This is a genomic window from Vagococcus acidifermentans (assembly GCF_003987655.1).
GTDB lineage: Bacteria > Bacillota > Bacilli > Lactobacillales > Vagococcaceae > Vagococcus_B > Vagococcus_B acidifermentans.
In genome coordinates this window covers 58,129-83,817 of sequence record NZ_NGKC01000001.1, presented here as the reverse complement: position 1 = coordinate 83,817, position 25,689 = coordinate 58,129, and the positions used below count along the sequence as shown (strand labels likewise).

The window sequence follows — 25,689 nt, the reverse complement described above, 5'->3', positions numbered from 1 at the left end:
TCCTATATCAGCCGGCCTTCCCCGGTTTTTTTGGCAATCTGATTAAACACAAAAATCAGAACGACACTGACGACAGATTTAAAAATACCAATCGCTGTACCAAAAGAATATCTGAACATTCCAATCCCATAATCCAAAGCATACTTATCAATTACCAGTGCTTTGTCTTGAACAATATTATTGCCCAACAACATTTGTTTTTCAAAACCAATATTTATTAAGTTGCCAATACTCATAATCAAAAGAACCATAATAACAGGTCTAATTGACGGAAGTGTAATGCTCCACATTTGTCTGAGCCTTGATGCGCCATCCACTTTGGCTGCCTCATACATCTCTTGATCAATTGATGCCATTGCGGCAAAATAAATAATGGCATTCCACCCTGTTTCTTTCCAAACATCAGCCGCTGTCACAATCCCCCAAAACTTTCCTGGATCACTCATAAAGTTAATTGGACTATCGATCACATGTAATGACATCAGCAGATTATTAATGACACCTGTTTGGGATAGAGAGGTGGTCACGATATTAGCGACAATTACCCATGAAACAAAGTGCGGCAAGTAAGAAATTGTCTGCGTCAGCTTTTTGAACTTGGTAAATCTCAACTCGTTAAGAAACAGCGCAAATGTGATGGAACTCAAGAATCCAAAAACAAGACCTAAAACACCCATACCGAATGTATTCTTTAAAGCCGTATAAAATTGCGGCTCATTGAATAATTCTTTAAAATATTTTAAGCCCACCCATTCTTGGCCAAAAATCAACCCGTTTCCAGGTTTATAATTTTGAAACGCCATCAGCCATCCCATCAATGGTGCATAGCAAAAAACTAATAACCAAATAATAAAAGGAATAATCATCAAAATAAGAATCTTCTGATTCTTTAATTCCCTCCATGTTATCTTCTTTTTGCCTTTCCTCCTGCTTTCATTTTCAGAAAGTGATTCTGCTGGGTATTCCATTGCATTCCCCTCCAATTATTCTCTCGTGCTCTACTCTAATTTTACAGAAAGCGGATACAGTAAAGCATCCTACTTTTTAGTGCTAAATATCATAAAAAGTAGATACTTTTCACGGTAAGATATATCCGCTCCGTAAGACCTGCCGCTCTGAATAAGAAAAAGAGCAGTGAATCTGCTCTTTTACCTAATTATCAGATAATTTTTGGATTTCATTCAGCATGTCGTCCAGCTGCTGTTTAGACACCGAAAAATATTCTTTACTGCCAAGTTCACACAAGTACGTGTTCTTTTCACCTGTGTCATAAAAGAGTAGCGTACGTGTCTGACTTTCTCCTTCACTGAGAAATGTATACGTCATTTTTAGCGAAAGAACAGCTGCTTTCAGATCGTCTTCAGATGGAGCGATTTCTGACACAGGGGCAAGCACCGCAATATACTGATACGTTTTTCTGAAAGCCTCTTCATCAACTTGTCGGTCATTTAAGAAAAAACTAGATGTTAGAACTGATTGTGTCACGTCGTGTTCTATCAGCAGGTGGTAGTCCTCGCCTTTGGTTCGTTGAATATCAATAGCTGTTACTGCATCTAAAGGCAATATATATAAGAAACGATCTACCAGCTGTAATCCCTCTTTTGCGAAAACAGACACCACATTTTTGGGAACTTCATACAGGCTATTCTGATACTCTACAAAATAACTTTGAACTGCCTCATTGTAAGCAACAATTGAAAACTGTTGATCGTCTCCATCAACATATTCAAAAACAACACTTATGGGCGAGAGCATATCACTGCCTGAAGGGACTGAGTTTATTTTATGACTAGGCAGCAGCACTGCACTTTTCAAAATCCGTTCCATTGTATAATATTCGACAGACCGGGGTGTTTTAAAGTAATCATGCAAGTACCAGCCGCTAATAAAAGGTGTTGTCTCCACATCCGACAGTGTCCCTTTATCTTTTGTAATAAAATATTCTTTAGTTGCTGTTGAAAAATTTACTCTGCGTAGTGCTTCCGTATCTTCAGCCAATAATGCGCCTCCATTAAAGTATATCGGCGAGAAGTCTGACACAACATCAAAATTGCTGAGTTTGTAAGTTCCTTGTCCAGTGATGCCATAGTAGTCATCATGTTCTTTATAAAATGACACAGTATCTTTTGCTGTGATGACTTTAAATAACTCTGTCCCTTTCTCTGGGTTAAATGTCTCAGCCGGTACACCCGCCGTTTTCAACAGCGTCGTGATTTTATCATTGACCTGTTCCTGCTCAATTAATGTGGCTCCGCCATCCTCTAACTCCCAGTTCGCTTGATTCAACTCAAATTCAAGCAACTCTCCTCCTTTATCCAGCGTAAACTGTTCGACTTCTTCAAAAGGAAACAGATACTCTTCTTGAGGTTCGTCAGCTGATGCGGCTTGCTTGTCCTGATTGTCTTTTTGGGTACAGCCCGTCCAAAATACGCATAATAAGCTGCACATCGCCATATATACTGCTTTTTTCACTGTTCTCCTCCTAACTCTTTCATTAACACATAAAAGATTTTTTGACTGGCTTTTACCAATAGCCATGCAAACAAGCCAAAAACAACCAGCAGACTAAGTGATGGCATATACCAAAAACCGATAATTAGACACGTGATACAACTAAAAAGTCGAACACTTTTTGTAAAGTGAAACACCATCGTATACACACCTAATTTCAGGATTTCCTTTACTGACATTTCATATTTGGCGGTTAGTATCATGATGAGGAGATAATAAGTAATAAAAATGAAGGACAACACTGCATATATGCCTAGCATCAGCCAAGATGCTTCAGCAGCAGCATGTAACATATCTATCAGCAAAATCATTGCTCCTGTAAAAAAGATGGTACCAAACAAGAGAGACTGCCGCCAATTATCTTTTACTGCTGAAAAAAAATCATATAAGATATTAGCACTTTTGTCTCTCTCAAAAATCAACATCGTTCCCAAGAGACCTTGGAGACCGACTGATGACGGTATTAACGCAATACAATAAATCATAATATTGCTAATTGAAACCGACATATTAAAAAATAAAATTAAAAAAGGCGCTAAAAATAAAATAAAACAGCAATTGCTTAAAAATACTACTGTAATCAATTGCAAATACCGATAAATCGGCCGTTCAACAATGGTTTTATTTGACATATTACTAATCCTTTTCTATATTTTTCCGGTACATTTTGGGACTCATATGCGTATTAGCTTTGAATTTTTTATGAAAATAATCCAAGCTGGTATAACCAACCTTATCCGCAATTTCATAAATGAGATAATTTGTTTCTTTCAACATACGCTTTGCCTCTTCTATCCTGACCTGATCCAAATACTGTCCATAAGAAACTGACATTTCCTTTTTAAATTTTTTCCCCAAGTAGGAGCTGTTGTAGCCGAAAATCTCCCCTAATTTTTGCAACGTCAGATTGTCAGCAAAATGTTTTTTAGTATACTTTAACATTTGTTGAACCACATCACTGCAATCGTCCTGCTCACTTTGAATCAGCTGAATCAATCTGTCAATAAAAGCAAAAACATGCTCGATTGCCAAACTTAATTTTTTAACCCCCATGATATTTTCAATCACTTCAAATCGCATCATCCCCGGTACTTCCACTACAGAGGTTTGAACTGCCTCCTCCAGTACAGACAAACAAAAATTACACAACTCTATCTTGATTTCATTTTCTTCCAAGTTGGATTGTTGGTAATAATTTTGTAGCGCACGACTCAACTTCTGCAGCGGCTGATGTTCTTTACCAGCAACAGCCTCTCTGATGTCCGAAAAAATACTTTGCGAAGTATAATGACATCCTTCCTTGCTTACTAATAATGCCTCGGACAGTTTTTCCCATGATAAATATTTAACATCATCGCACAAAAAGCGATATCGGTCATTTTTTTTCATCTGGTCATACACTGCCGGCAACTGGTCTTGGTAATCAATCAGTGACGATAACTGAAAAGAAGTCATTTTTATCCGATGCTTTCTCAACAGCTCATCCATTTCTCGCATTTTGCTTTCCCCGTATCTTTGGTCCAAACTGGAGAAAATTACATAATAATCATTGCCGTGTCTGAAGTGAATATCTTCAGTTTCGATAAGTGTTTTAATAACCTCTTCAAAATAATTCCGGCTGCTGCTGTTTTCTTCTTCAGCTATCATTTCCAGTAATTGCAGTTTAGGCTGCAGTTTAACATGGTGAAAGTCTCCCTCTTCTTTTTTATGAACAATCCATTCCTTCATGGCCCGTGACCGCTGTATCTCTTGGTAATCCTGATTTACTTTTTTAAATTCTTTTTTCTTTTTTTTCGTTTCAGTTATTTTTTTTATCGCATCAATCAGCTCTTCCTCTTCAATCGGCTTGAGCAAATAAGAAGCTATCCCCTGATGAATTGCCTCCTTGGCATAGTCAAACTCCGAATACCCGGAAAGCAGAATATAGTCAGAATCATTTGAAATATGTTTTGCCTTTTGTATCATTTCCAAACCTGTTAAATACGGCATTTTAATGTCTGAAATCACAATGTCTGGACGATGCTGTTTAATTTTTTCCAATCCTTCATACGCATCTTGGGCAAAGCCGATTATTTGGCAGTCCAAAGCTTCCCAATCAATCAAATATTTAAGACCTTCTCTAATATTTGGCTCATCATCAACGATTAAGATTTTCATCATTTTCCTCACCCTCAATTTTTGGTAACTTGATCAAAATTCTAGTCCCCACATCTTTGATACTTTTTACTTGAATGCCAAATTCCTTGCCATAATACAAACCGATACGTTGCTGAGAATTCATCAACCCAATGCGTTTGCTTCTTACATCTGCCAGCTGTTTTCTTAATTTCACTAACTTTTCTTCCGTCATCCCCGCACCATCGTCAATAATCTCAATTTCCAGCGTATCAGATTCGCGAATATTAAATTGTAAATGTCCGCTGTTAGGGTCCAATTCGATACCGTGAACAAAAGCATTTTCAACAATCGGCTGGAGAACCATCGGCAAAATCTGGTATTTGCTTGTGTCCACCCCATCCACATAGATATCGTATGTAATCCTATCACCAAATCGTAATTGTTGGATTTTCAAATACAGCTCTACAAATTCCAGTTCTTTGTCCAGACTGGTCAGTGTATTTTCCTTTTGATAAGCCTGCCTCATCAGTTTGCTGAACAGTTTGATGATGTCAGCGACTTCTTTATCTTGGTTTTTCAACGCTTTCATACGAATCATTTCTAGTGTGTTGTATAAAAAATGGGGGTTCAGTTGAGATGACAGTCTTTTTAATTCCGACTCTTTTTGCAGCAATTGCAATTCATGCCATTTTTTTTCATGAGCTATATTTTCATCCATCAGCTTTTTAAGACTGACTATTGTCCGCTTCAATTCCTCGTAGACATCTTTAATCTCATCGCTGCCGCTAATCGTTTCCTGGATGGAAAAATCCCCGTGTGACACACTGAACATCGCAGACTTCAGTTGTTGAATACGCCAATTGAATGACTGCAAAAATGCTGATAAGAGTGCAAATGATGCGACGACTACACAAATCACAATCATTAAACCTTTCAGCAAAACCTGCTTAACGTCATTTTTTATCGTCAAGCTGTCGCTAAGCGTCACCAGCGAAAAGTCAGTTGTCCACGTATCATTAACTTCCACGTTGTTCTTCATGATAAAATACGTCTTGCCCCCAAAGGTCTCCTCAAACAGTAATTCAGAATCCGAGTTGGACGCTTTAGCGAAGATTTTTTTTTCGGATGATTCTGGAAATGTCTGTATATGCTTTCCTACATATACAGGCTGATCATCAAGAAAAACGATGGATGACGTCAAATCATTACTTAAAAAATTGTTAATGACATCTGTATCAGGGATAATAAGAAGTGTGCCTACCCAGCGCTCCTTTACAAAATGGCCTCTTACTAAAGACAATTGCTCAGCGTGTGTTACCGGGTCCTCAAGAACTTGCCAAAAATAAGCTTGTTGGTTACTTTTTGATTGCTGAAACCAGTCACTGTGTTCTATTTCTTTGTTTAGATTGATGATATTCGAGTTTGTTACAATGCTTGGATTATCCACAATGTAACGAATAGTCCCAATAGACTTATCTTGCATAATATATTCTTCAAATAATTTGAATTGTTGATAAGCCATATACACATCATAAACACTGGCGTAGTTTTTAGCTGTAAATGTTGTCAATTCATGATTGCTCACAATACTTTCCGATTTATTCACCATGTCAATTAGTGTTTCTGACAACGAATTTCGAACATCTATTGCCTGAATTTCAATATCCTTTTGCTTGTTTTCCATTAAAATGGCGTTCATATTTATGAACAAAAAAATGCCTGCAAACAGCAGTGGTATGATCGTGACCACAATAAAAATTACCAGCAATTGTTTTTTGACTGAGTTCTTCACTTTCTCCCCTCTTCTCTAACTAACCATAAATGAAAACAGATCCTGTCACTTCTATCTTTAAATCTTTAGGTATTTGTTGCTTCGGAATTACAACTATCGCCTCATCATTATGTTTTAAAAGCGGCACTTTTTGTTGAAATTCTCCGATAGAAACACTGCAAAATGTATCAGCAAATGTTTTATAGCGAATGCGTAGGCTTATATCTTCATAACAGAATGCATCGAAAAATATAATCCAGCTATTTTTTTCCATTAGCATACCATCCTGTCCATTTTCCTGTTCATATATCCCTTGATAATATTCATCGTGTTTCAAAAGAGACATTTCTTCGCTAATTTCTCTGCTTATCCTATTCTTTCCTGATAAACGTATCTTTTTCCATAATAAGCCATCTTGCGAATTCTTTCCAATGCTTAGTTTGACAGTGGTTGCTGGCAGTCGATAATCTTGATAAACAACATCCCAATAGGTCAACAAATCGGTGTGAATCGGTATCACTATTTCTTTTTCCGAATACGGCTGGAGTTCTTCTTTGACAAACCCTACTAATTTTTTCTTTGGAAGTTCTAATTTGCTATTTTTTTCAAAACTAGCATAGCATTGGACTGTTTCTTTTATGCTCTTCCCTGTAGGATTGCTTATGTTTACACGAACATGATATTCTTCATGTTCTTCCCAAACATCACTGTCCACTATCATATCTGTGTATATAGCATCACCATATGACAAACCATAACCGAAAGGATACAACACATTTTCTGATAAATAATGATATGTTCGTGGATATTTTCTTATGTCATACTGCCTGATATCTGGAAGCAGCGTACTGTCATTGACCCATGTTTGAGACAATCTACCTGAAGGATTAATCTTTCCGTACAAGATATCTTGCAGTGTATCACCTAATGCTTGAGAACCATGATTAGCATATACAATTGCAGCAGCTTTCAATACCACATCAGGCATTTCATAAGGATAACTTGAAACCAGAACAATAATAACTTCATGTTGATGAGCGACTAAGTTAGTTAATAATTCCAACTGCCGTTTAGGAAACTGCATTGATGTGCGATCTTCACATTCCCTTCCGTTAAGCATCGGATGATTACCCATCATCATCACAACCCGGCTACCCTTGTCAATTCCCCGTACCTTTGCCAACTCCAAATCTTCTTGCCATTTGACAGTTACCAAATCGTCCGCACCTTTTTTACCGCACCACAGCAAACAATTATTACTGATAACCAATTCTCTGCCTTGCCAATCAGTCAACTGATTTCGAGTGATATTAAACCGTTCTTTAATGAACCAATCGTATACTTCCCGCTTGTTTAATGTCAGTTGACCGTCATCGTTAGAGATGAGGTAGCATTTTGTTTCAGGGTCTCTCAATAAATAGGCCTGTTGTCCCCAATCTTCTGCCAGCCATTTTGTCGCTTCTTCTTCTTTAGCTGTTGTCGTCACTTTCCCGTCTCTTACTACAATATGCTGGATGCCGTTTGTTAAAATCAACTGCTGATGCCCTTCAATATATTCCGATAAGTTACCGCTTTCTTTTAAACGTGAAACTAATGTATGTTGCTTGGATGGGATACCTCCATACCAGTCTCTCAACTGTGCATTGCCTAACATTCCAACAACCGTAATTTGCTGTTTGCCTAACGGTAATACATCCTCATTTTTCAGTAATACAACGCTTTCATCTGTAACCTTTTTAACAACAGTGTGGTGCGCGTCGCTTCCCAATAATTCAAAAGGATAATGATCGTATACTGTCTCCTCAACAAAATGCCCTAATCTTGATCTAACCGTTAAAATATTCGTCACCGCTGAGTCTAAATCGTTCTCTGTTATCAGCCCCTTCTCAAGAGCTGTTTTCACTGCTGCTTCTACTAAATTTTTGTCGTCAACAAAGCAGTCTATTCCTTGTTTCAAACTATCAGAAACTGCCGAAGCGTAATCTTTATGATAACCGTATTCTTCAATGTTCAATGACAAGGCTCCCCCGTCGCTGACCACAAAGCCATCCATACCCCACTTTTTTTTGACAATTTTCTTAACATCCGGATTTTGCATACCGGCATAACCATTGATGCCATTATAAGCGGTCATCATTGACTGTGCTTTTGCTTCCCTGAAAGCCGGTTCGAACGCTTTTAAAAAATATTCGAATTTACTGCGTTCATCAATGCTATTGGAACTATTCTCCCTCAAGTATTCATTGTTGTTGCCGTAAAAGTGCTTTGGAGCAGCAGCAACCTGAACAAACTGCTCGTCTTGTCCCTGTAAGCCGGTAATAAATCCGCTGCTCAGTGTACCTGCCAAATAAGGATCCTCACCATAACTTTCCTCATTTCTCCCCCATCTTGGATCCCTTGCCATATCTATAGTAGGAGCCCATGGCGTTAACCAACTTTTTTTCCCAGACAGATTGTAAAGAATTCTAGATTCAACACCAATAATTTGGCCAACTTCCATTAATAATGTTGTATTCCATGTTTGCGACAAACCTATCGGCAATGGAAAACTAGATGTCTTGATGTTGTTTCGATCAACAACTCCATGTGCCGCTTCACCACCAATATGATATTCTGGAATCCCTAACCTTTCGATAGCACTTTGATGAGTAGACATTAGCGTGATTTTTTCTTCTAACGTCAATTGTTCTGTCAATTTACTCGCAATCTTTCGATGGTCCATTTAAATCCCTCCTATTTTCAATACTAGCAAAAAATAGAAGGGCAACTAATAGATTTATTGGTGTAAAATATCATAAAAATTAGACATCTACGATTATGATATGGTTTGCTGATAAAAAATACATTTCAAGGGCAGTTTAAAATTATAGGTTATAATTATCGCATGAAACATCAATATAGACTGTAAAATTTTACTTGACGTTACATTTGACAGATATCCAATATTCATCCGACCAAACTCGCTTACATCTTGCAACGATTCCTTTAAAAAAAGGATTATCTATATTTCAATTATAGATAATCCTTTTTAGTATGACATTCTTTTACTTAAAAATTTGACTGATTCAATGAAGCGGAAACAAATGCCTGTGTAATAAACTCGACATAATGTCCGTAAAGCCGCTCTTGGTAGCTTGCAACCTGCTCAACTTTCATCGCTTCCGCAATTTCTTGCAACCCTTGATCAACCAAGGAATCCAACTTCACTAAGCTCTCAGAGACACTGACTTCAGATAGATTATTTCGATACGTTGAGGCATCCATACACATAAAATGCACGCGTTCCCCGTAGCGCATTTTAACTTTATCTGCCATCTGCAAGCCTTCCGGGTCCATGTCACTGGCGTAGAAGAAGCGTGTCGTATCAGGAAAAAGTTCCAATAGTCGCCACATGGCTAGACGGAATTGTCCTTGGTGGCAGATTGCCGGCAAGTCTGGAAACTTTGTCAATAACGCCGAATATAAAGAAGAATTCTCAAAAATAAACACAGCTTCTCCTGTGTTCGGTGAAATTTCCACAATATCCAATAAAGCTTTGATGGGTACATTCCAAATCACTTGGTAATCACAGGCGCCTTGCCACATAGGATGGATTTTATGACGTGCCGTTTTTCCTAATAAATTGCCGATGGTCACAAAGTTCATCAGATCATCTACCACCAAATTCTGTTGATTGTAGACTCGGCTGCGGTACTCAGTGTGAGATTCGCCTGTTTCTCTCGTCAATTGCCCGGCGTCATTTAGAAGCGTATAGAAAAGCTTGCCCATCCGAGTGCCTCGGTCTAATCCGTGGGGATTGCCCAGTTCTTGTTCCGCATAAACTGGAAGATACATCACATTCGGCGGTAAATGTCCAACTAATTGTGCTAAGATTGCCAACTCTTCCTCTGTGACTTGTTGGCGGTAAAAGTCCAGTTGGCGTTGTGCGGTAATGAAAGCCAGTGACGAGTAACGTGAGCATAATTCAAAAAAACAATTTTTTCTCTCTTGCTCCAGACTTTCAACTTCTGCTTTTGTCTGCAATGGTTTACCTGTCACCATTTCAACTGCTTGTGTAAAAGCGATTGAACCGAATCTGCTGTTTTCAAATGCTCTTTGCCACTCTTTTAATTGAAATTTTGTTTTTCCATTCAAGTCAGAAAAAGAACAGCCTAAAAAATCTGCAATCTCTGCTTGTTCGATTTCAGTAAATTTCATCAAAGAGATCGTACCGGTAAATTTACCATAGCGATAATATTTTAAAGCGGCTTCGTCCATGACTTTACGGTAGCTGATTTTTGCTTGGAAAAAATCATCAAGTTCTCGTTCCATCTTCATCACCTAACGTTTCCTTTTTCTTGCCATTCCAATGGCTACGGATAATTCCGACAGTCGTACTGTTGGCTTTTCGAATCAGCTGATAAATATTAAGAGAAGATACTGTGTCGTAATCTCCCCAAAGCGCTTGTGAATTCAGCAAATAATCAAAGCCTAAATCTTCCAATGTACCGAAAAGGTCTGCAATATTCAGTTCATCTACTCCGGCAAAAGCTTCGTCCAGGCAGACCATGCGCGGGGCATCTGCTTTGGCATCTTCAAATCGCGCATACATCGCCGTAAATAGCGGCAAGTACATGGCGACCGCTTTTTCACCGCCGCTGAGCTTATAAAATCGCGGATTGGTCAGTTCTCTTTTTGGCTCGTCGTCCTTTTGGTACTGCAGTAAAAATTTAAACCAGTGACGATAATCCAAGACTTCCTTCATGACCTCATGGAGCGTATGCAAATCACCTTCTGTACTTTTTTCCTGCAATACTTTGGCGTAATTGATTTTTTCGCGGAAGTGGCTGATCATCCGTTCCAAGTCTTCCGTTGTCAGCATGCTCGCAGGCTGCCGCAAAATCCGGACGAGATCGGCAGTGTTCATTTCCCGGTCATTCTCAGCCGTTTTCGGAACCCAACGGATAGCGAGCCGCAAGCGGTTCTCAGCCTTGGTATTTTGCAGGATGCTGTTCATCTTTTTGACCCACTGTTCTGTTTTGGAAATTAGCCCTTTGATGTTGTTGCCGATAGAATTGAGCAAAATTTCTTCAAATAATGTTTGGTCTTCTTGATCGATGAAGGTTTGCTGTTCCTCAATCGTCGCATGCACCTGCTCGTAAATAGCTATCACGGAGGTTCGACGGTTTTGCTCGTCCAGTAAATACAAGATTTCGTTGCGGCTGTCCGCCTGCAACAACTGAATGTCACTGATCAGCGCCATACTCCATTCGCGATTTTCCAAATCAGGAAAGTGGATATTTTCGCTCTCTACTAACTCCGGACTGTACTGCCCTAGAGAAAACATTTTTTCCCTTTGGATTCGTTTCAAGTTGGCGGCGGCTCTTTTCAGAGACTCATCACTTTGGTAGTATTGCGCCGTTTCTGTCAATGGCGGCCACTCAGTTTGATAGCGACGTATTTCTCTGTGGGTAACCTCCAGCCAACAACCATACAAAATTTGATAAAATTCGCTGCTTTCCTGATTTTGCGCGACCTCTTTTTTCAAATCGTCAGTCCGTGACGTGGTCTCAGGGATTTTTTCTTCATGTAACACTGTCAGCTCCTGCTTTTTTTGCTGGTGCTGGGTCATGGACGTTTGTATTTCATTGCGGATTTCTTCGACTCCTTCTATGGCCAGCTGTTCTTCTATTGCTTGAATGCGGCGGTTGAAGTTTGCCAGCTCCTGTTTAACTTGCTGCTGCTCCGCTGCCAACTGTAACTGGCGTTCATGACTGTCTGCCAAGAACGTTTGCTGCTGGCTGATTTGTCCGGGCAGACTCTCTCCTCTGGCAAATGCGTCATACAAATCTTCAAGAGCGGCTTGATAATCTTGCAGTTGTTTGCGAAGCTGTTCCAACTCTGCAATTTCTTCACTTACAGCCAGATTGTGATCTGTTTGAAATTGACGAATCTTGATATACAACTCTTTATGCTGCTTACTGATTCGCTGTAATTCCTGATTCTGATTCATGCTGCTTTGCTGATTATCTGATAGTTGCCGCCGCTGTTCGCTAATAAGCTGGTGGATATCCTGAAGCTCCTTGCTGTCGGGGATATGTTCGAAGCATTCCTTAGTAGCAATGATCCTTTCCTGGATTTCTAAGATTAAGTCAGTACTTATTTGGATTTCTCTTTCTTTATCTGCAATCAGAGCTTCGATCGCAGTTACTTTTTCTTGCAAAAAGCGTTTTTGACTTTCTTTGCCGATAAACTGGCTTTTTTGGCTGTCACCAGCTTTCCCGCGATAAATGCCCAAATCATAGGAGCCGTTGAGGTCAATCACAGTAACCGCCTGAGCATCCTTCTCTAGCGCAATCGATTGCAATAGATCCAGCACATAGCCTTCTGAGATGTTTGTCTCCCCAACAGCCGGCTGCAAATAATCTGCTAACGTGGGGATCAGCCATTGCGGATTAGGTATCAGCTGCTGTTCATTTTCCAACTCTAATAGTTCTTCGCAGACGATGGCATCCAAAATACCGCTATTAAACAGCGCAGCTTCAAGTTGAGCACGCTCTGCTGGCGGGACGTCTGCAACAAAGTCGATGACCTCGTAAAAAGAAACAAAATTCTTCCCTGCGCTATTTAACCGCTCACGATCCGCAAGCTGCTCAGCGCGCCGCTCCGGCTCCGGCAATTTTTTTTGACGCCAATTAGCCAGTTCTTCTTGAAGTTGCTGTAACTGCTTTTCAAGCCTTCGTTTCGAGGATTTTTCTTCCTTCATCAAAGCAGTTTGTTCCACCTGATAATTATTATACGCAGTAAAAAGCGGTTCTTTCACTTGCTCGTAAGAAGGGACTGTCTCAAACAATTCATTCAAACGCTGCAGCATCGCCTTCCAGTCTGACTCTGGAAATGAAAAAGGCAGCGATTTTTGCCACTCGCCCAAAGCAACCCCCGTTTTCGTCAACTCTGTATCGAACATTTCGTGATAATGTTTCAAATCATACTCAATCCGTTCCCGCTCTTTTGCGAGTGTATTGAGCGTTGTAACGATTGCCTCTTTTTGCTTGTTGACGTGATCTAACCGATGGGCTTCGTTGACCATTTCATTGAACGCCTCGCGATATTGCCGCAATTCGCTTTTCCAATAGTGAACATTCATATCATAACCCAAGCGTTTAAAATCATCAGCCAATGTGTCATGCTCAGTAAATCCCGTATGTTCTACATGCTCATCCAGCTCCGCCAAAAATTCTTCCTGCTGTTGATTCAACCGCTCCAACGTTAGCTCCAAACGGTCTAACTGCTGCTGATAATTCGCCTGACTGGTCCGAGCATTTTTTGCTTGCTTCTCCAGTTCTGCAAACCGCATCCGCTGCTTTTGGACTTCATTTTGGAGCCTGTTCAGCTCAGCTTCCAGCCTAAAAATGTCATGATGCTGTAAGGCATTGATTTTTTCTTGCAAAATTTCAATTTCACTGTTTAAAACAGTCCGCTTTTCCTTGTATGCGGCAAGCAGCTGTTGCGCTTTTATTAACTGATCACTTGTTTCTTGCAGGTTGCGTTTGAATTCTTCTGCTTTTTTTCTAATACTCAGGGTACGTTTGGCGTATTTCCCTTGGACCTGCTTATGGTACGTCTCAAACGCATCAGCCAGTTCCTTCAATTCTGCTAAATCACTTTGTGCCTGCTGCAACTGGTTTTTAGCAGTTTCAATGTTTTCCAAACTATCCGATACTTCATGCAGATCCTCATCTTTCAACTGCGGCAGAGCGTCCTCCAAAATTCGATAAATTTCTGTCGGGGCAAAGTCTTTCGACAACTTGGGCTTGCGTATATCAAGCTGAAGCTGGATCATTTGGTTAAATGTTTCCATGCTGTCGAAGGCAAACAAATATTTATTAATCCATTCTGCATATTCCCCTTGTTTTTTCGTCAGACGACCGCTAGTTGCCAAGCGTCCAGATAATTCCCGTTCCGAATATGGTCTGCGTTCATTCCCGCCCAGATCATGCCATAATGGAAAGTCGCTGCCCACACGGCTATTATCCGTCAAAATAAAATACCATCTGTCTAGTGACTTCCCGCGTCGCGCACGAATTCCCAAGCCGCTGGTGAAGTAGACATCACTGTTTCCAAACTTGTATTCCAAAACCAAGTACCCTGTTCGGTCATCATATTGTGCGATATCCTTTTCCCCCAGCAAGTATTCCTCAATTTTTCGGGAAGACGAGCCAAAGGGGTCTAATCGGGAAGGCGTTGTCTTGCCGTCCAGCAAAAGCGGCAGCAAGCTGGCGGTAGTAATAGATTTTCCGGAGCCATTCGCCCCGCGCAAAAGCAGTTTCCCTTTTGAAAACTCAAAATATGCTTCGTCAAAATACCAATAGTTCACAATGCAGGCCCGGTGTAGATGCCAACGTTCATTCTCCATTTGTTTTCTCCCGTTTCTTAAAGTCTTCATTGTATTCGCCAGAAAAGCGGGCCAATTGCGGGAGCAACCAAACTTCGTCCTCCACCACGCGCAAAAGCTCCCACTGAGTGCCATATGCCAGCAGTTCTGCTGCTAATACCTGTACCGGTTTCGTTTCTCGATATTCCTTTGACCAGCCATGGTGATAGTTTTCATACAGCAGGATAATCAACGCCGACCACTCTTCGTGGGATAATCGAATCATGCCAGCTGTTTCAGGTACATACGCTTCTTGACGCACCAATGTACCTAACTGCAATAGAATGTCGTCTAAGGCTTTTGTACCAGGAAAAACAAACGGTTGATTGCCATTATCAGCGGTCAATTGAAAGAAATCTTTATAAACTTCATAAGTCAAATCTGTATAAGTGGTAATAAAATCAGCAATGGCTTTGCGTTGATTCCGAAAATAGTATAGTAACTGTTCGTCAATATCAGCACGCAGAACACTGGGTTCTAAAAATAAACGACGATACGCGAGATAACGCTGGGCATTTTCCTGCTGAAAAATCTGTTGATCAATAGCTGCCAACTCCTCCACCGCAGCAAAACTCGCAATGTCTTCAGGATACGGCCGCATAAACGTCCGCTCATACCCAGTGGCATAATACAGGACTTCAGCTGATTCGTCTTGCCCGAACAATTCAGTCGTCCCGTCACGCTCTTCTATCAAATGAAAGGAGGCTGCTTTCTTCAATACCCTGATCAACGATTTGCGGTGAGTGAAATTTTGCCAGTTGATGGCATCCTTCACAGGATATAAACGAAGAAGGTCTTCACAAATATGACTTAAGAGAAAATACGGTGCGCGGCTGCGTTCTTCTAAAAATGCCAGTAAACAACAAAAAAGAGCGTAGTCTTCTGGCAATTGAAATTCCTGGAAACCCATCCAAGATTTCGCTTCAACCGGAATCTTTTCCATTTTGATGTAGTCCGGTGTGAAGCGTATAGCAAAGCCAAACCGCTCTTTTACCAACTGATAAACTTCTTTTTCAACACTTTTTAATAAGGCGTACTCATCCGGCTGCTGATCTCGAATAATCCAGTAATTGTTAAACAGCAGCTTCAGCGCTGTTTTAAGCCTGTCATTGTTTTTCATTGGTTTCTCCTTGAGCTAATAAACTGAACTTAAAGTTTTCTATTTCCAATACGCCATCATCAGATTCCAGCACAGCTGTTTCCTTTAAACGCTCTAATTTCAAGCGGTGGCCGAACTCATTCGTGAAGACTCCTTCATTACTAAGGATTCCTTGGGCAAACCATTTTAAAAAAATCCGCCGAATTTCTTTCGGAATAAGTGCATGTTTCCCAGGTTGAATTTGCCCGTCAATAATAAACGTGTCTAAAAGTGCTAAGAGTTTTCTCTGTTGAGATTCATATTCTCTCATCAACTTATCTTTCTCCGCCCGCTTCAAAGTGAATGAGGCATTTTTAGTAGATTCGCGATATTCCCGAATCCTCCCCTTCAAGTAATAGACGCTGGGTTCTTGTTGCCAGATATCGCCGTAAATATCGCTGGTAGCGACCTCTCCTGTCCAATAGTGCCGCGGATGTTCCACACCAAAAACCGTCGCAGATAACTGATGCGCCTTGCCTATATCTTCACAATGGTGAAACCATTTCGCCATATGGAGATAATCTTTTTTGCGACTGGATCGCCGGCTGCGCTCCTCGCCAATGTCACGAATCGCCCGAGTGATTTTCCGGATCATTTCATCTGTTCGCTGATTCAATAACGTATACTCGGCAAGATGTTGGGGATGATCAATAAACCAATCGTGAATACTTTGAAAAATCTCTTGTGCTTCTTTCAACTTTTGTTCCGGGTTCAAGATATCCGTCTCAAATCGCGGGATAAAATCCGGTACACTACTCAACCGCACTATTCGCTGTTGAATACTTTCCTTCTCCTCTAACAACTGGCGGATTTTCGCAGCCATTTGGTGAGAACCTAAAATAAAATCCCGTAAATAGCGAATGAACTTTTCTTTAAATTCTAACAACTTCAACTTTTGTGTTCCAAACTCCGCATCATCCGAACTCAAGTATGCCATATAATCCGCTGTTGTTTCCCTGACAACCTTGAACCTGAGCACAACCTCTTCCCAAGCATCCAACAACTGCTGATTATCCAGCTCCGACTCAATGAAATCCGCCAAAATACGATAAAACTTCTCAAACAAACGAACATCCAACGATCCCTTAAACGTATCGCCCTGCCGCTCCAACGTCAGCATCATCCGTTCAATCTCCACACTGATCGGCAGAATCTGATACCGAGAATTGCGGCGATTGAACTCTTCAATGGTCCGCGGATTTTTCACCTCATAGCTTTCGCTAATATTTTTCCAGGCAACTAATTGTTTCAAATCTTGCGTCAGACGTTCGATCGTATAGTCTTTCACATGCTGTGTTTCCATAAAAGTCAAAATATCTTCTGGATATATGAAATCCCGCATACGTTCATGCTGGACAAAAAAATACCGCATTATCATCCGGTAACGTATATGATTAGAGTCGGCATTCAAGTACGCAATTTCAGTGATTTTTTTATAGTCAGATGGGTTTTCAAAAAATTGAGGCATTCGACGCCTCCTCCTCAAATTTATTTGATTTTAGTATAACATGAAGTGCTATCAGTAATAATGAAAAACCTAAGAAAATAATTGTGATTTCTCAGTATTTTTATACTGCCTTAAACAACATGCAACGTTTCATTTTTTTCTGAGAAATATTCTAAAAATATATAGACAGTTACACTAAGTTCAATTAGTAACAGAGTACGGAAAAGTCATACCCCCATCAAAAAAAGACACTCTCCAAAATTTGGAAAGTGTCTTGAGTTTTTGATATAAGAAAGATTAACGTTTTGAGAATTGTGAAGCTTTACGAGCTTTTTTAAGACCTGGTTTTTTACGTTCGACCATACGAGCGTCACGAGTCAATAGACCAGCGCGTTTCAATGGGGTACGGAAGTCCGGGTCAACTTCAAGCAATGCACGGGCAATACCATGACGCGTTGCGCCGGCTTGTCCTGCATATCCGCCACCGTGAACGTTAACCAGCACATCGTATGTGCCTTTTGTTTCAGTGACATTTAATGGTTGTAAGATAACCTCACGCAAATCAGCGTGCGGAATATATTCTTCAACGTCTTTGTTGTTGATAGTGATTTTGCCAGTACCTGGTACCAGACGTACACGGGATACTGATTTTTTACGACGGCCTGTGCCGAAATATTGTACTTTAGCCAATGAAATTCCCTCCTTAAATTAGGTTTGTAATGTCTAGTACTTCTGGTTGCTGTGCTTGATGCGGATGCTCTGCTTCAGCGTAAACATGCAATTTCGCACCTTGTTTACGTCCCAAAGTATTCTTTGGCAGCATGCCTTTAACAGATGTCTCTACCAGACGGCGAGCATTCTTTTCACGCAATTCACCAGCAGATACAGATGTCAGACCACCTGGGTATTGGCTATGACGGTAATAGAATTTGTCGCTTGCTTTGTTTCCAGTTAATTTTACTTTGTCAGCATTGATAACAATAACATAATCTCCAGTGTCCACATGTGGGGTGAAGATTGGTTTATTTTTTCCGCGTAGAATAGATGCCACAACAGCAGATAGACGTCCTAAAGACACATCTGTTGCATCCACTACGTACCATTTACGATCGATTTCGCCATTTTTGGCCATGTATGTTGTACGCACGTTTGTTTCCTCCAATTTTGTTCTGATGTTTGACAAGTCACAATAAGTTTCCGGGGCTCATCGTGGGGCAAACAATACCATTTATCATAATATCGCTTATTCCTTGATATGTCAATGAAAAACCGCCATCTTATGCAAAAAAAATTAATATTTTACCTCCGACAAAAACAATCCCTCAGGTGCTGCTGTCGGACCAGTCATCTTTTTGTCGCAAGTCGCCAGTGCAAGCTCAATCGCCTGTTCCGGCAGCCGGCCATTACCGATTTTCAGCAAAGTGCCTACAAGCATCCGCACCATTTTGTAAAGAAAACCATTCCCGCGAAAAGTAAATTTAAGTCCAGTCTCGCCGATTCGCTCAATCCGCGCATCATAAACTGTCCTCGTCTTGTCGGTGACTTTGGTGCCTGTCGCACAAAACACTGAAAAATCATGCGTACCTTCGATTGCCTTGGCTGCACGCTGCATTCTCGGAATATCTAGCGGGTAAATATAATGAGTCGCGTACAAACGTTTGAACGGATCACGCGACTTGCTCAAATCAACATAATACTCGTAGATTTTCTCCTTTACCAAATAGCGTGCGTGAAAATCGTCAGATACCCGTTCAAGCTTTCGCACGCTGATATCCGCAGGTGTCTGCGTGTCAAGGGCAAAGCGGAAGCGCTCCTCATCCATGACATGAGGGTAATCAAAATGAATGACCTGCCCCTTCGCATGCACCCCCGCATCTGTCCGGCCGGACGGGTGAATAGTCACGTGCTGCTGATTGTTCAGTCTGCTTAACGTTTGCTCGATTTCGGCCTGTATCGTATGCGCATTTTGCTGTATCTGAAATCCGGCATAATGAGTCCCGTCATACGCAATGACCGCTTTATATCTTGGCATAGTTCCTCTCCTTTTAAAAACCAGTATCCAAATCGGATACTGGTTGCATTTTACACTCTTACAAAAAATAATCCTGCTGTCAGTAAAGCAAAGACGACCAGCACCAGTGTGTCGACCAGCTGCCATTGGAGAATGCGGTACTTAGTCCGCCCGTCGCCACCCTGATAGCCCCGTGCCTCCATCGCAGTCGCCAAGTCCTCCGCCCGGTTGAAACTGCTGACAAACAACGGAATCAACAGAGGCACAATCGCCCGCATCTTCTGCATCAGGTTGCCTTCGCTGAAATCTACGCCGCGCGCCCGCTGAGCGTTCATGATTTTTTCTGTTTCGTCCATCAAAGTCGGCACAAAACGCAGCGCAATCGACAGCATCAATGAAACCTCATGGGCTGGAAAACGAAACACCTTGAGCGGCTTCAGCAAATACTCAATGGCATCGGCCAGTGACAGCGGCGGTGTCGTCAGCGTCAATAGCGTAGACATCATAATAATCATCACGAAACGGAAAAAGATAAACACACCGTTTTGCAGACCGTACTTGGTTATCGCGATAAATCCCCAGCTGAAATACTCCTCCCCGCCTCTGGTGAACAAAACCTGCAGCATCACCGTAAACAAAATCAGCCAGATAAGCGGCCTGACACCCCGCAAGAAGAACTTTATATCAATGCGGGACATAAGTATCGCAAAAAACGTAAACGCAAGCATCAACCCAAATGACGCAAAATTATTACAAAGGAAAATAATGGCAATAAAATAAAAACTGGCAACCAGCTTGGTCCGCGGATCAAGTCTGTGAACGACAGAATCTCCCGGGATAAACCTGCCGAGAATCAGTTTGTCCATCATAACACATCACCCGACTTCCCGTTTTCTGTCATCAGCCAGACCAGTTCATCAGCTAATTCATCCGCGGTCAGCGGCAATTTCCTTAAAGATAGCCCCTTTTCCTTTAACCGCAGCGCGAACCGTGTCGCCGTAGGGACTCCTAACTGCTTGCTTTCCAGCCATTCAAAATCGGAAAAAACTTCCCGCGGCGTACCGTTTTTCTGAATCCTGCCCTTTTCCAACACAATCATCTGATCGGCAAACTCCGCAACATCATCCATTAAATGCGTCACTAGGACAACGGTCAGCTGATGTTCCTCATGCAGATGATAAAACATCTCCATCATCTCTTTCCGGCCTTCAGGGTCCAGTCCGGCAGTCGGTTCGTCCAAGACAATGACTTCCGGCTCCATTGCCAACACACCGGCAATGGCCACCCGCCGCATCTGTCCGCCGGATAAATCAAACGGCGAGCGCTCCATATAACTCTCGTCCAGTCCGACCATCGTCAGCGTGTCCTTTGCTAGCTGCAATGCCTCTTCCTCGGAAACTCCGAAATTTTTCGGACCAAACGCGATATCCCTTGCCACTGTTTCTTCAAACAATTGGGCTTCCGGAAATTGGAACACAATCCCGACTTTTTTCCGTATCGGTTTTAAATTTTTATTACTTGTCTCCGGTAAAATGACACGGTCTCCCAGTGTTACCTTCCCGCTCGTCGGCTTCAGCAGTGCATTCAAATGCTGCAGCAGTGTGGACTTGCCGCTGCCGGTATGCCCGACTAGCGCTGTATAGCTGCCCGCTTTTATATCCAAGTCAATATCATAAAGCACACGCTGTTCAAAAGGCGTATTCGGCTGATAGGTAAAATTTACTTTTTCAAACTGGATGTCCATAGCCAATCAACCAATCCTTCCTCTGTCAAGTATCCCTCAGGTACTGTGACGCCTTTTTTCGCCAATGCACTCTTTAATTTCTCAGGAAACGGCACGTCCAGCCCCCACTCAATCAGCTTATCCCCCTCAGAGAAGATCGCTTCCGGTGTGCCTTCCTTAATAATCGTCCCTTGCTTCATGACCAGTACACGGCTGGCGTTTGCCGCCTCGTCAATATCGTGTGTAATAGAAATGACCGTCAAATTTTCTTCTTCTTTTATTTTTTCAATTGTCTCAATGACCTCGCGCCGCCCTTGAGGGTCAAGCATGGACGTCGCCTCATCTAGGATGATCACGTCAGGACGCAGCGCAATGACGCCGGCAATAGCTACACGCTGTTTCTGGCCGCCTGACAGCCGGGCAGGCTCTTTAGTTGAGAATTCACTCATTCTAACCTGTTCAAGCGCCTGCGATACCCGCTGCAACATATCCTCACGGGGAATTCCCTGATTTTCCAGCCCGAATGCCACATCATCCTCAACTGTCGACCCGACAAACTGATTATCCGGATTTTGAAACACCATGCCGATTGTGCGGCGGACATCCCAAATCGTTTCTTCCTTGAGAGGCTTACCTTTAATAGTAATCGTTCCCTCATCCGGTAAAATCAGCCCATTAATCGTTTTTGCCAAAGTCGATTTGCCGGAACCATTGTGGCCGATTAACGCCACCCACTCATTCGGAAAAACTTTCAGAGACACATCATCAAGCGCCTTGCGATCATCTTGCCCTTGATATTTATATGCAATTTGATTGATTTCTATTAAAGGTTCTGTCACTGACTCCAACACCCTCATGTATTTATTTTGGATAAACATGCTTTTTTCTAATTTTCGATGAAATCACAAAAAAACATTTTATAAAAGTCAACATACCACTATCTTACTATAACTCAAAGCAAATTTGTATATAAAAAAGCACTTTATGATGAGTGCCTACTCTCTAACAGTACGTTAGAGAGTAGTGCTGAGCTAGACTCGGAGGACTACCCCCAACATCGTAACACTCTGATAAATCATCTATAAAGTGATGTTATAGTATTTAATTAAACAAGCTCCAGAATAACCATCGGTGCAGCATCCCCACGTCTTTGTCCTTTTTTAAGGATACGTGTATAGCCGCCTTGGCGATCTGCGTAGCGAGGTGCGATATCATCAAATAATTTTTGCAAAGCTGTTTGTTCAATGATGTTTTCGCCAGACTCATCCAGTCTTGCTTCCAAATATTCGTTTCTAACGAATGCGGCAGCTTGACGGCGTGCATGAAGATCTCCGCGTTTGCCTAAAGTAATCATTTTTTCAGCAGTTGAACGAACTTCCTTCGCACGTGCTTCTGTCGTTACGATACGCTCGTTTATGATTAAATCTGTTGTTAAATCACGTAACATCGCTTTTCTTTGGCTGCTTGTGCGCCCTAATTTACGATAACTCACGTCGTGTTCCCTCCTTTAATTCACTAATCATCTTGGCGTAAACTAAGTTCCAAATCTGCCAGTTTCGCCTTGACTTCCTCTAATGATTTACGTCCCAAGTTGCGGACTTTAATCATTTCGGCTTCGGATTTATTCGTTAGTTCCTGTAACGTGTTGATACCAGCACGTTTCAAACAGTTGTATGAACGGACCGAAAGATCCAATTCTTCGATAGTTGTTTCCAACATCTTTTCTTTTTGTGTTTCTTCTTTTTCAATCATGATCTCAGCATTTTTCGCTTCATCAGTCAGATTGACAAAAATATCTAAATGCTCAGTCAAGATTTTTGCCGCCAAACTAATGGCTTCCTGTGGAGCAATCGAACCGTCAGTCCAGACGTCCAAAGTCAGCTTATCAAAATCATCACGACGTCCAACACGGGTATTTTCAACCTGATAGTTCACACGACTGACTGGTGTGTAGATAGAATCAACCGGTAATACGCCAATCGGCATATCCTCAGACTTGTTTTCTTCTGCCTGTACATATCCCCGTCCGGGTTTGACAGTCAAGCTGGCGCGGAATGTCGCACCTTCTGCGATGCTGCAGATAAACATATCTTTATTCATGATTTCCACATCACTGTCGGTGATAATATCTCCCGCTGTAACTGTGGCCGGACCTGTCATGTCAATCTCTAACGTTCTTTCTTCTTCAGTATAGAGTTTTAAGGCCAGACCTTTCATGTTCAGTATGATTTGCGTGACATCTTCTCTAACGCCTTTAATCGTGGAGAATTCATGTAATACACCATCTATTTGCAGATTGGTAATAGCAGCTCCGGGAAGAGAAGACAACAAAATACGACGTAAAGAATTACCTAGGGTTGTACCATAGCCTCTTTCAAGCGGTTCGATGACGAACTTGCCATAATCTCTATCTTCATCAATCTTCGTGATTCTTGGTTTTTCAAATTCAATCATTCTTCTCTATACCCCTTTCAAAACGAAAAGTGTCTGTTGTTCAATGTCGCCGAAGTTCTTAATCAAATATATGAACTCTCCCATTAAACACGACGGCGTTTCGGAGGGCGACAACCATTATGAGGTACTGGTGTAACGTCACGAATTGCTGTTACTTCCAGTCCAGTTGCCTGTAAAGAACGGATTGCCGCTTCACGTCCTGAACCTGGTCCCTTAACAGTTACATCAACAGTTTTCAAACCATGCTCCATTGCTGCCTTTGCAGCTGTTTCTGCTGCCATTTGCGCTGCGAATGGCGTAGATTTTTTACTTCCTTTAAAACCTAACGCACCTGCAGATGACCAGGCAATTGCATTACCATGTACATCCGTCAGCATGACGATAGTATTATTGAAAGTAGAGTGAATATGTGCAACACCTGCTTCAATATTCTTTTTCACACGACGTTTTCTCGTCACTTTTTTTGCTACCATGAAGTTCTTACCTCCCTCATTCAGTTAATTATTTTTTCTTGCCAGCGATAGCACGTGCTGGTCCTTTTCTTGTCCGTGCATTATTTTTTGTGTTTTGACCGCGAACCGGCAACCCACGACGATGACGGATACCACGATAAGAACCGATTTCCATCAATCGTTTGATGTTTAAGTTGACCTCACGACGCAAGTCACCTTCAACTTTTAATTTATCCACTACCGCACGGATTTTGTCTGTTTGATCATTTGTTAAGTCGCGTACACGAATATCTTCTGATACACCTGCTTCTGCTAAAATCTTTTGAGCAGTTTTCTTTCCAATACCAAAAATATAAGTAAGCGAAATAACAACACGCTTATCACGAGGGATATCTACTCCTGCAATACGAGCCATTATTCGTTACACCTCCTTTAACCTTGACGTTGTTTATGTTTTGGATTTTCACAGATAACCATAACTCGACCTTTACGGCGAATTACTTTACATTTTTCACAAATGGGTTTTACTGATGGTCTTACTTTCATGATTATACCTCCTTGATTTTACGGAGTACAATTATTTAAAGCGATACGTAATACGGCCTCGTGTTAAGTCATACGGTGATAGCTCAACAGTTACTTTGTCTCCCGGAAGGATACGAATGTAGTGCATCCGAATTTTCCCGGAAACATGAGCCAGTATGACGTGGCCGTTTTCCAATTCTACTTTAAACATTGCATTCGGCAAAGTTTCGATGACTGTACCTTCAATTTCGATTACATCTTCTTTCGCCACAACTAGTACCTCCTTATTCCTTGTTCTGTGCCACTGGACCTACAAGCAATCATTTGACTGACATCTATTTCTCTTCAACTCACGCATTATATCATAAACAGCCCGCAATTAAAAGTCTCACGAATCCCATTCTATCAACAATCATGAACTGGAGAAAAGTGCCACTCGCAAGAATAATAGATAACTATCTGGCTTTTAGCTTTCGCTTGAAAGAAGTACTTTGATGTCTTCGAAAACTAAAGCAATGTCACGATTGCCGTCGATTGTATGTAATAAACCAAGAGTGTCATAATATGCAAGAATAGGTTTTGTATTCTCAATATTGACAGCTAAACGATTCTTGACCGTTTCAGGCTTGTCATCTTCACGTTGATAAAACTCATGACCCCCACAACGGTCACATGTGCCTTCCACCTTTGGCGGATTGTTTACTTTATGATAAGTAGCGCCACATGTCTTACAAATGAATCTGCCGGCTAACCGCTCGACCAGTACATCGGGTTCAACAGCGATGTTCAGTACATAGTCAATGTTTTTGCCTAATTCCTTTAAAATACTGTCCAGTTCTTCTGCCTGCGCCAGCGTCCGCGGGAAACCGTCTAACAGGAAACCTGCTTCCGTGTCCGCTTCGGCCAGCCGTTCTTTCACGATACCATTAGTTACTTCATCAGGAACCAGTTCGCCTTTGTCCATAAAGCCTTTAGCTTCTAGTCCCAATGCTGTTTCATTTTTAATTGCATCACGGAACATATCTCCGGTAGAGATATGTGGAATTCCATATGTATCAATAATTTTTTCTGCCTGTGTCCCTTTACCGGCACCGGGCAGTCCCATTAGGATGAGATTCATATGATT

Annotated in this window: 23 protein-coding genes; all 23 read right to left on the bottom strand. The window is 41.5% G+C overall.

Features of this window, described 5'->3' with window-relative positions; translation table 11 throughout:
- Positions 1-2: 2 nt before the first annotated feature.
- Entirely contained in the window at positions 3-968 is a 966-nt protein-coding gene (locus CBF27_RS00465; protein WP_126811244.1) for an ABC transporter permease, read from the bottom strand.
- A 184-nt stretch (positions 969-1,152) separates the two neighbouring features.
- Positions 1,153-2,472 (bottom strand): hypothetical protein, encoded by a 1,320-nt coding sequence (locus CBF27_RS00460; protein ID WP_126811241.1) that lies wholly within the window; start codon positions 2,470-2,472, stop codon positions 1,153-1,155.
- Positions 2,469-3,143: a YesL family protein gene (locus tag CBF27_RS00455; RefSeq protein ID WP_126811239.1), complete on the bottom strand. Its 675-nt coding sequence runs from the start codon at positions 3,141-3,143 to the stop codon at positions 2,469-2,471. The genes CBF27_RS00460 and CBF27_RS00455 overlap by 4 nt, the downstream gene beginning before the upstream one ends.
- A gap of 4 nt (positions 3,144-3,147) precedes the next feature.
- Positions 3,148-4,671 carry a response regulator transcription factor gene (locus CBF27_RS00450; protein ID WP_126811237.1) on the bottom strand — a complete coding sequence of 508 codons (1,524 nt, stop codon included), beginning with the start codon at positions 4,669-4,671 and terminating at the stop codon, positions 3,148-3,150.
- A complete protein-coding gene (locus CBF27_RS00445) occupies positions 4,649-6,421 on the bottom strand; it encodes a sensor histidine kinase (protein ID WP_126811235.1) in 1,773 nt (590 codons plus the stop codon). Before CBF27_RS00445 ends, CBF27_RS00450 begins: the two co-directional genes overlap by 23 nt.
- Before the next feature lie 19 nt (positions 6,422-6,440).
- Positions 6,441-9,122, bottom strand: coding sequence for a glycoside hydrolase family 3 protein (locus tag CBF27_RS00440; RefSeq protein WP_126811232.1), 2,682 nt, complete (start codon positions 9,120-9,122; stop codon positions 6,441-6,443).
- Positions 9,123-9,448: 326 nt separating this feature from the next.
- Entirely contained in the window at positions 9,449-10,711 is a 1,263-nt protein-coding gene (locus CBF27_RS00435) for a TIGR02679 domain-containing protein (RefSeq protein WP_170174952.1), read from the bottom strand.
- On the bottom strand, positions 10,695-14,795 hold the full coding sequence (locus tag CBF27_RS00430) for a TIGR02680 family protein (RefSeq protein ID WP_170174951.1): 4,101 nt from the start codon (positions 14,793-14,795) through the stop codon (positions 10,695-10,697). The genes CBF27_RS00435 and CBF27_RS00430 overlap by 17 nt, the downstream gene beginning before the upstream one ends.
- Entirely contained in the window at positions 14,785-15,933 is a 1,149-nt protein-coding gene (locus CBF27_RS00425; protein ID WP_126811224.1) for a TIGR02678 family protein, read from the bottom strand. Before CBF27_RS00425 ends, CBF27_RS00430 begins: the two co-directional genes overlap by 11 nt.
- Positions 15,920-17,419: a TIGR02677 family protein gene (locus tag CBF27_RS00420; protein WP_126811221.1), complete on the bottom strand. Its 1,500-nt coding sequence runs from the start codon at positions 17,417-17,419 to the stop codon at positions 15,920-15,922. The genes CBF27_RS00425 and CBF27_RS00420 overlap by 14 nt, the downstream gene beginning before the upstream one ends.
- Before the next feature lie 276 nt (positions 17,420-17,695).
- Entirely contained in the window at positions 17,696-18,088 is a 393-nt protein-coding gene (rpsI, locus tag CBF27_RS00415) for a 30S ribosomal protein S9 (RefSeq protein WP_126811218.1), read from the bottom strand.
- Between the two features lie 13 nt (positions 18,089-18,101).
- Positions 18,102-18,530 carry a 50S ribosomal protein L13 gene (rplM, locus tag CBF27_RS00410; RefSeq protein ID WP_342774782.1) on the bottom strand — a complete coding sequence of 143 codons (429 nt, stop codon included), beginning with the start codon at positions 18,528-18,530 and terminating at the stop codon, positions 18,102-18,104.
- 159 nt (positions 18,531-18,689) lie between these two features.
- Positions 18,690-19,430, bottom strand: a complete 741-nt coding sequence (truA, locus tag CBF27_RS00405; RefSeq protein ID WP_126811213.1) for a tRNA pseudouridine(38-40) synthase TruA — start codon at positions 19,428-19,430, stop codon at positions 18,690-18,692.
- Positions 19,431-19,480: 50 nt separating this feature from the next.
- The gene (locus CBF27_RS00400) at positions 19,481-20,278 is read right to left on the bottom strand and encodes an energy-coupling factor transporter transmembrane component T family protein (RefSeq protein ID WP_126811210.1); all 798 of its coding nucleotides are present in this window, start codon (positions 20,276-20,278) and stop codon (positions 19,481-19,483) included.
- Positions 20,275-21,153 carry an energy-coupling factor ABC transporter ATP-binding protein gene (locus tag CBF27_RS00395; protein WP_126811920.1) on the bottom strand — a complete coding sequence of 293 codons (879 nt, stop codon included), beginning with the start codon at positions 21,151-21,153 and terminating at the stop codon, positions 20,275-20,277. Before CBF27_RS00395 ends, CBF27_RS00400 begins: the two co-directional genes overlap by 4 nt.
- Entirely contained in the window at positions 21,129-21,989 is an 861-nt protein-coding gene (locus CBF27_RS00390; RefSeq protein WP_126811918.1) for an energy-coupling factor ABC transporter ATP-binding protein, read from the bottom strand. Before CBF27_RS00390 ends, CBF27_RS00395 begins: the two co-directional genes overlap by 25 nt.
- A 248-nt stretch (positions 21,990-22,237) precedes the next feature.
- Entirely contained in the window at positions 22,238-22,624 is a 387-nt protein-coding gene (gene rplQ / locus CBF27_RS00385; protein ID WP_126811207.1) for a 50S ribosomal protein L17, read from the bottom strand.
- A 23-nt stretch (positions 22,625-22,647) separates the two neighbouring features.
- Entirely contained in the window at positions 22,648-23,586 is a 939-nt protein-coding gene (locus CBF27_RS00380) for a DNA-directed RNA polymerase subunit alpha (RefSeq protein WP_126811205.1), read from the bottom strand.
- Between the two features lie 83 nt (positions 23,587-23,669).
- Positions 23,670-24,059 carry a 30S ribosomal protein S11 gene (gene rpsK / locus CBF27_RS00375; protein WP_126811202.1) on the bottom strand — a complete coding sequence of 130 codons (390 nt, stop codon included), beginning with the start codon at positions 24,057-24,059 and terminating at the stop codon, positions 23,670-23,672.
- Between the two features lie 28 nt (positions 24,060-24,087).
- Positions 24,088-24,453: a 30S ribosomal protein S13 gene (gene rpsM, locus CBF27_RS00370; protein ID WP_126811200.1), complete on the bottom strand. Its 366-nt coding sequence runs from the start codon at positions 24,451-24,453 to the stop codon at positions 24,088-24,090.
- Positions 24,454-24,470: 17 nt separating this feature from the next.
- Positions 24,471-24,584, bottom strand: coding sequence for a 50S ribosomal protein L36 (gene rpmJ, locus CBF27_RS00365; RefSeq protein ID WP_009488082.1), 114 nt, complete (start codon positions 24,582-24,584; stop codon positions 24,471-24,473).
- Between the two features lie 31 nt (positions 24,585-24,615).
- Positions 24,616-24,834 (bottom strand): translation initiation factor IF-1, encoded by a 219-nt coding sequence (gene infA / locus CBF27_RS00360; RefSeq protein WP_126811197.1) that lies wholly within the window; start codon positions 24,832-24,834, stop codon positions 24,616-24,618.
- Positions 24,835-25,029: 195 nt separating this feature from the next.
- Positions 25,030-25,683, bottom strand: a complete 654-nt coding sequence (locus tag CBF27_RS00355; RefSeq protein ID WP_126811194.1) for an adenylate kinase — start codon at positions 25,681-25,683, stop codon at positions 25,030-25,032.
- Positions 25,684-25,689: the final 6 nt, after the last annotated feature.

What these genes read in the sequence shown, in the direction of transcription:
- truA (WP_126811213.1), bottom strand. Translation starts at nt 19,430, where the DNA reads ATGCCAAGATATAAAGCGGTCATTGCGTATGACGGGACTCATTATGCC.
- CBF27_RS00355 (WP_126811194.1), bottom strand. Translation starts at nt 25,683, where the DNA reads ATGAATCTCATCCTAATGGGACTGCCCGGTGCCGGTAAAGGGACACAG.
- CBF27_RS00395 (WP_126811920.1), bottom strand. Translation starts at nt 21,153, where the DNA reads ATGGACATCCAGTTTGAAAAAGTAAATTTTACCTATCAGCCGAATACG.
- CBF27_RS00400 (WP_126811210.1), bottom strand. Translation starts at nt 20,278, where the DNA reads ATGATGGACAAACTGATTCTCGGCAGGTTTATCCCGGGAGATTCTGTC.
- CBF27_RS00465 (WP_126811244.1), bottom strand. Translation starts at nt 968, where the DNA reads ATGGAATACCCAGCAGAATCACTTTCTGAAAATGAAAGCAGGAGGAAA.
- CBF27_RS00425 (WP_126811224.1), bottom strand. Translation starts at nt 15,933, where the DNA reads ATGAAAAACAATGACAGGCTTAAAACAGCGCTGAAGCTGCTGTTTAAC.
- CBF27_RS00455 (WP_126811239.1), bottom strand. Translation starts at nt 3,143, where the DNA reads ATGTCAAATAAAACCATTGTTGAACGGCCGATTTATCGGTATTTGCAA.
- rpsM (WP_126811200.1), bottom strand. Translation starts at nt 24,453, where the DNA reads ATGGCTCGTATTGCAGGAGTAGATATCCCTCGTGATAAGCGTGTTGTT.
- CBF27_RS00390 (WP_126811918.1), bottom strand. Translation starts at nt 21,989, where the DNA reads ATGAGGGTGTTGGAGTCAGTGACAGAACCTTTAATAGAAATCAATCAA.
- rpmJ (WP_009488082.1), bottom strand. Translation starts at nt 24,584, where the DNA reads ATGAAAGTAAGACCATCAGTAAAACCCATTTGTGAAAAATGTAAAGTA.
- CBF27_RS00450 (WP_126811237.1), bottom strand. Translation starts at nt 4,671, where the DNA reads ATGATGAAAATCTTAATCGTTGATGATGAGCCAAATATTAGAGAAGGT.
- rplM (WP_342774782.1), bottom strand. Translation starts at nt 18,530, where the DNA reads ATGGCCAAAAATGGCGAAATCGATCGTAAATGGTACGTAGTGGATGCA.
- CBF27_RS00435 (WP_170174952.1), bottom strand. Translation starts at nt 10,711, where the DNA reads ATGGAACGAGAACTTGATGATTTTTTCCAAGCAAAAATCAGCTACCGT.
- CBF27_RS00440 (WP_126811232.1), bottom strand. Translation starts at nt 9,122, where the DNA reads ATGGACCATCGAAAGATTGCGAGTAAATTGACAGAACAATTGACGTTA.
- CBF27_RS00380 (WP_126811205.1), bottom strand. Translation starts at nt 23,586, where the DNA reads ATGATTGAATTTGAAAAACCAAGAATCACGAAGATTGATGAAGATAGA.
- CBF27_RS00420 (WP_126811221.1), bottom strand. Translation starts at nt 17,419, where the DNA reads ATGCCTCAATTTTTTGAAAACCCATCTGACTATAAAAAAATCACTGAA.
- rpsK (WP_126811202.1), bottom strand. Translation starts at nt 24,059, where the DNA reads ATGGTAGCAAAAAAAGTGACGAGAAAACGTCGTGTGAAAAAGAATATT.
- CBF27_RS00430 (WP_170174951.1), bottom strand. Translation starts at nt 14,795, where the DNA reads ATGGAGAATGAACGTTGGCATCTACACCGGGCCTGCATTGTGAACTAT.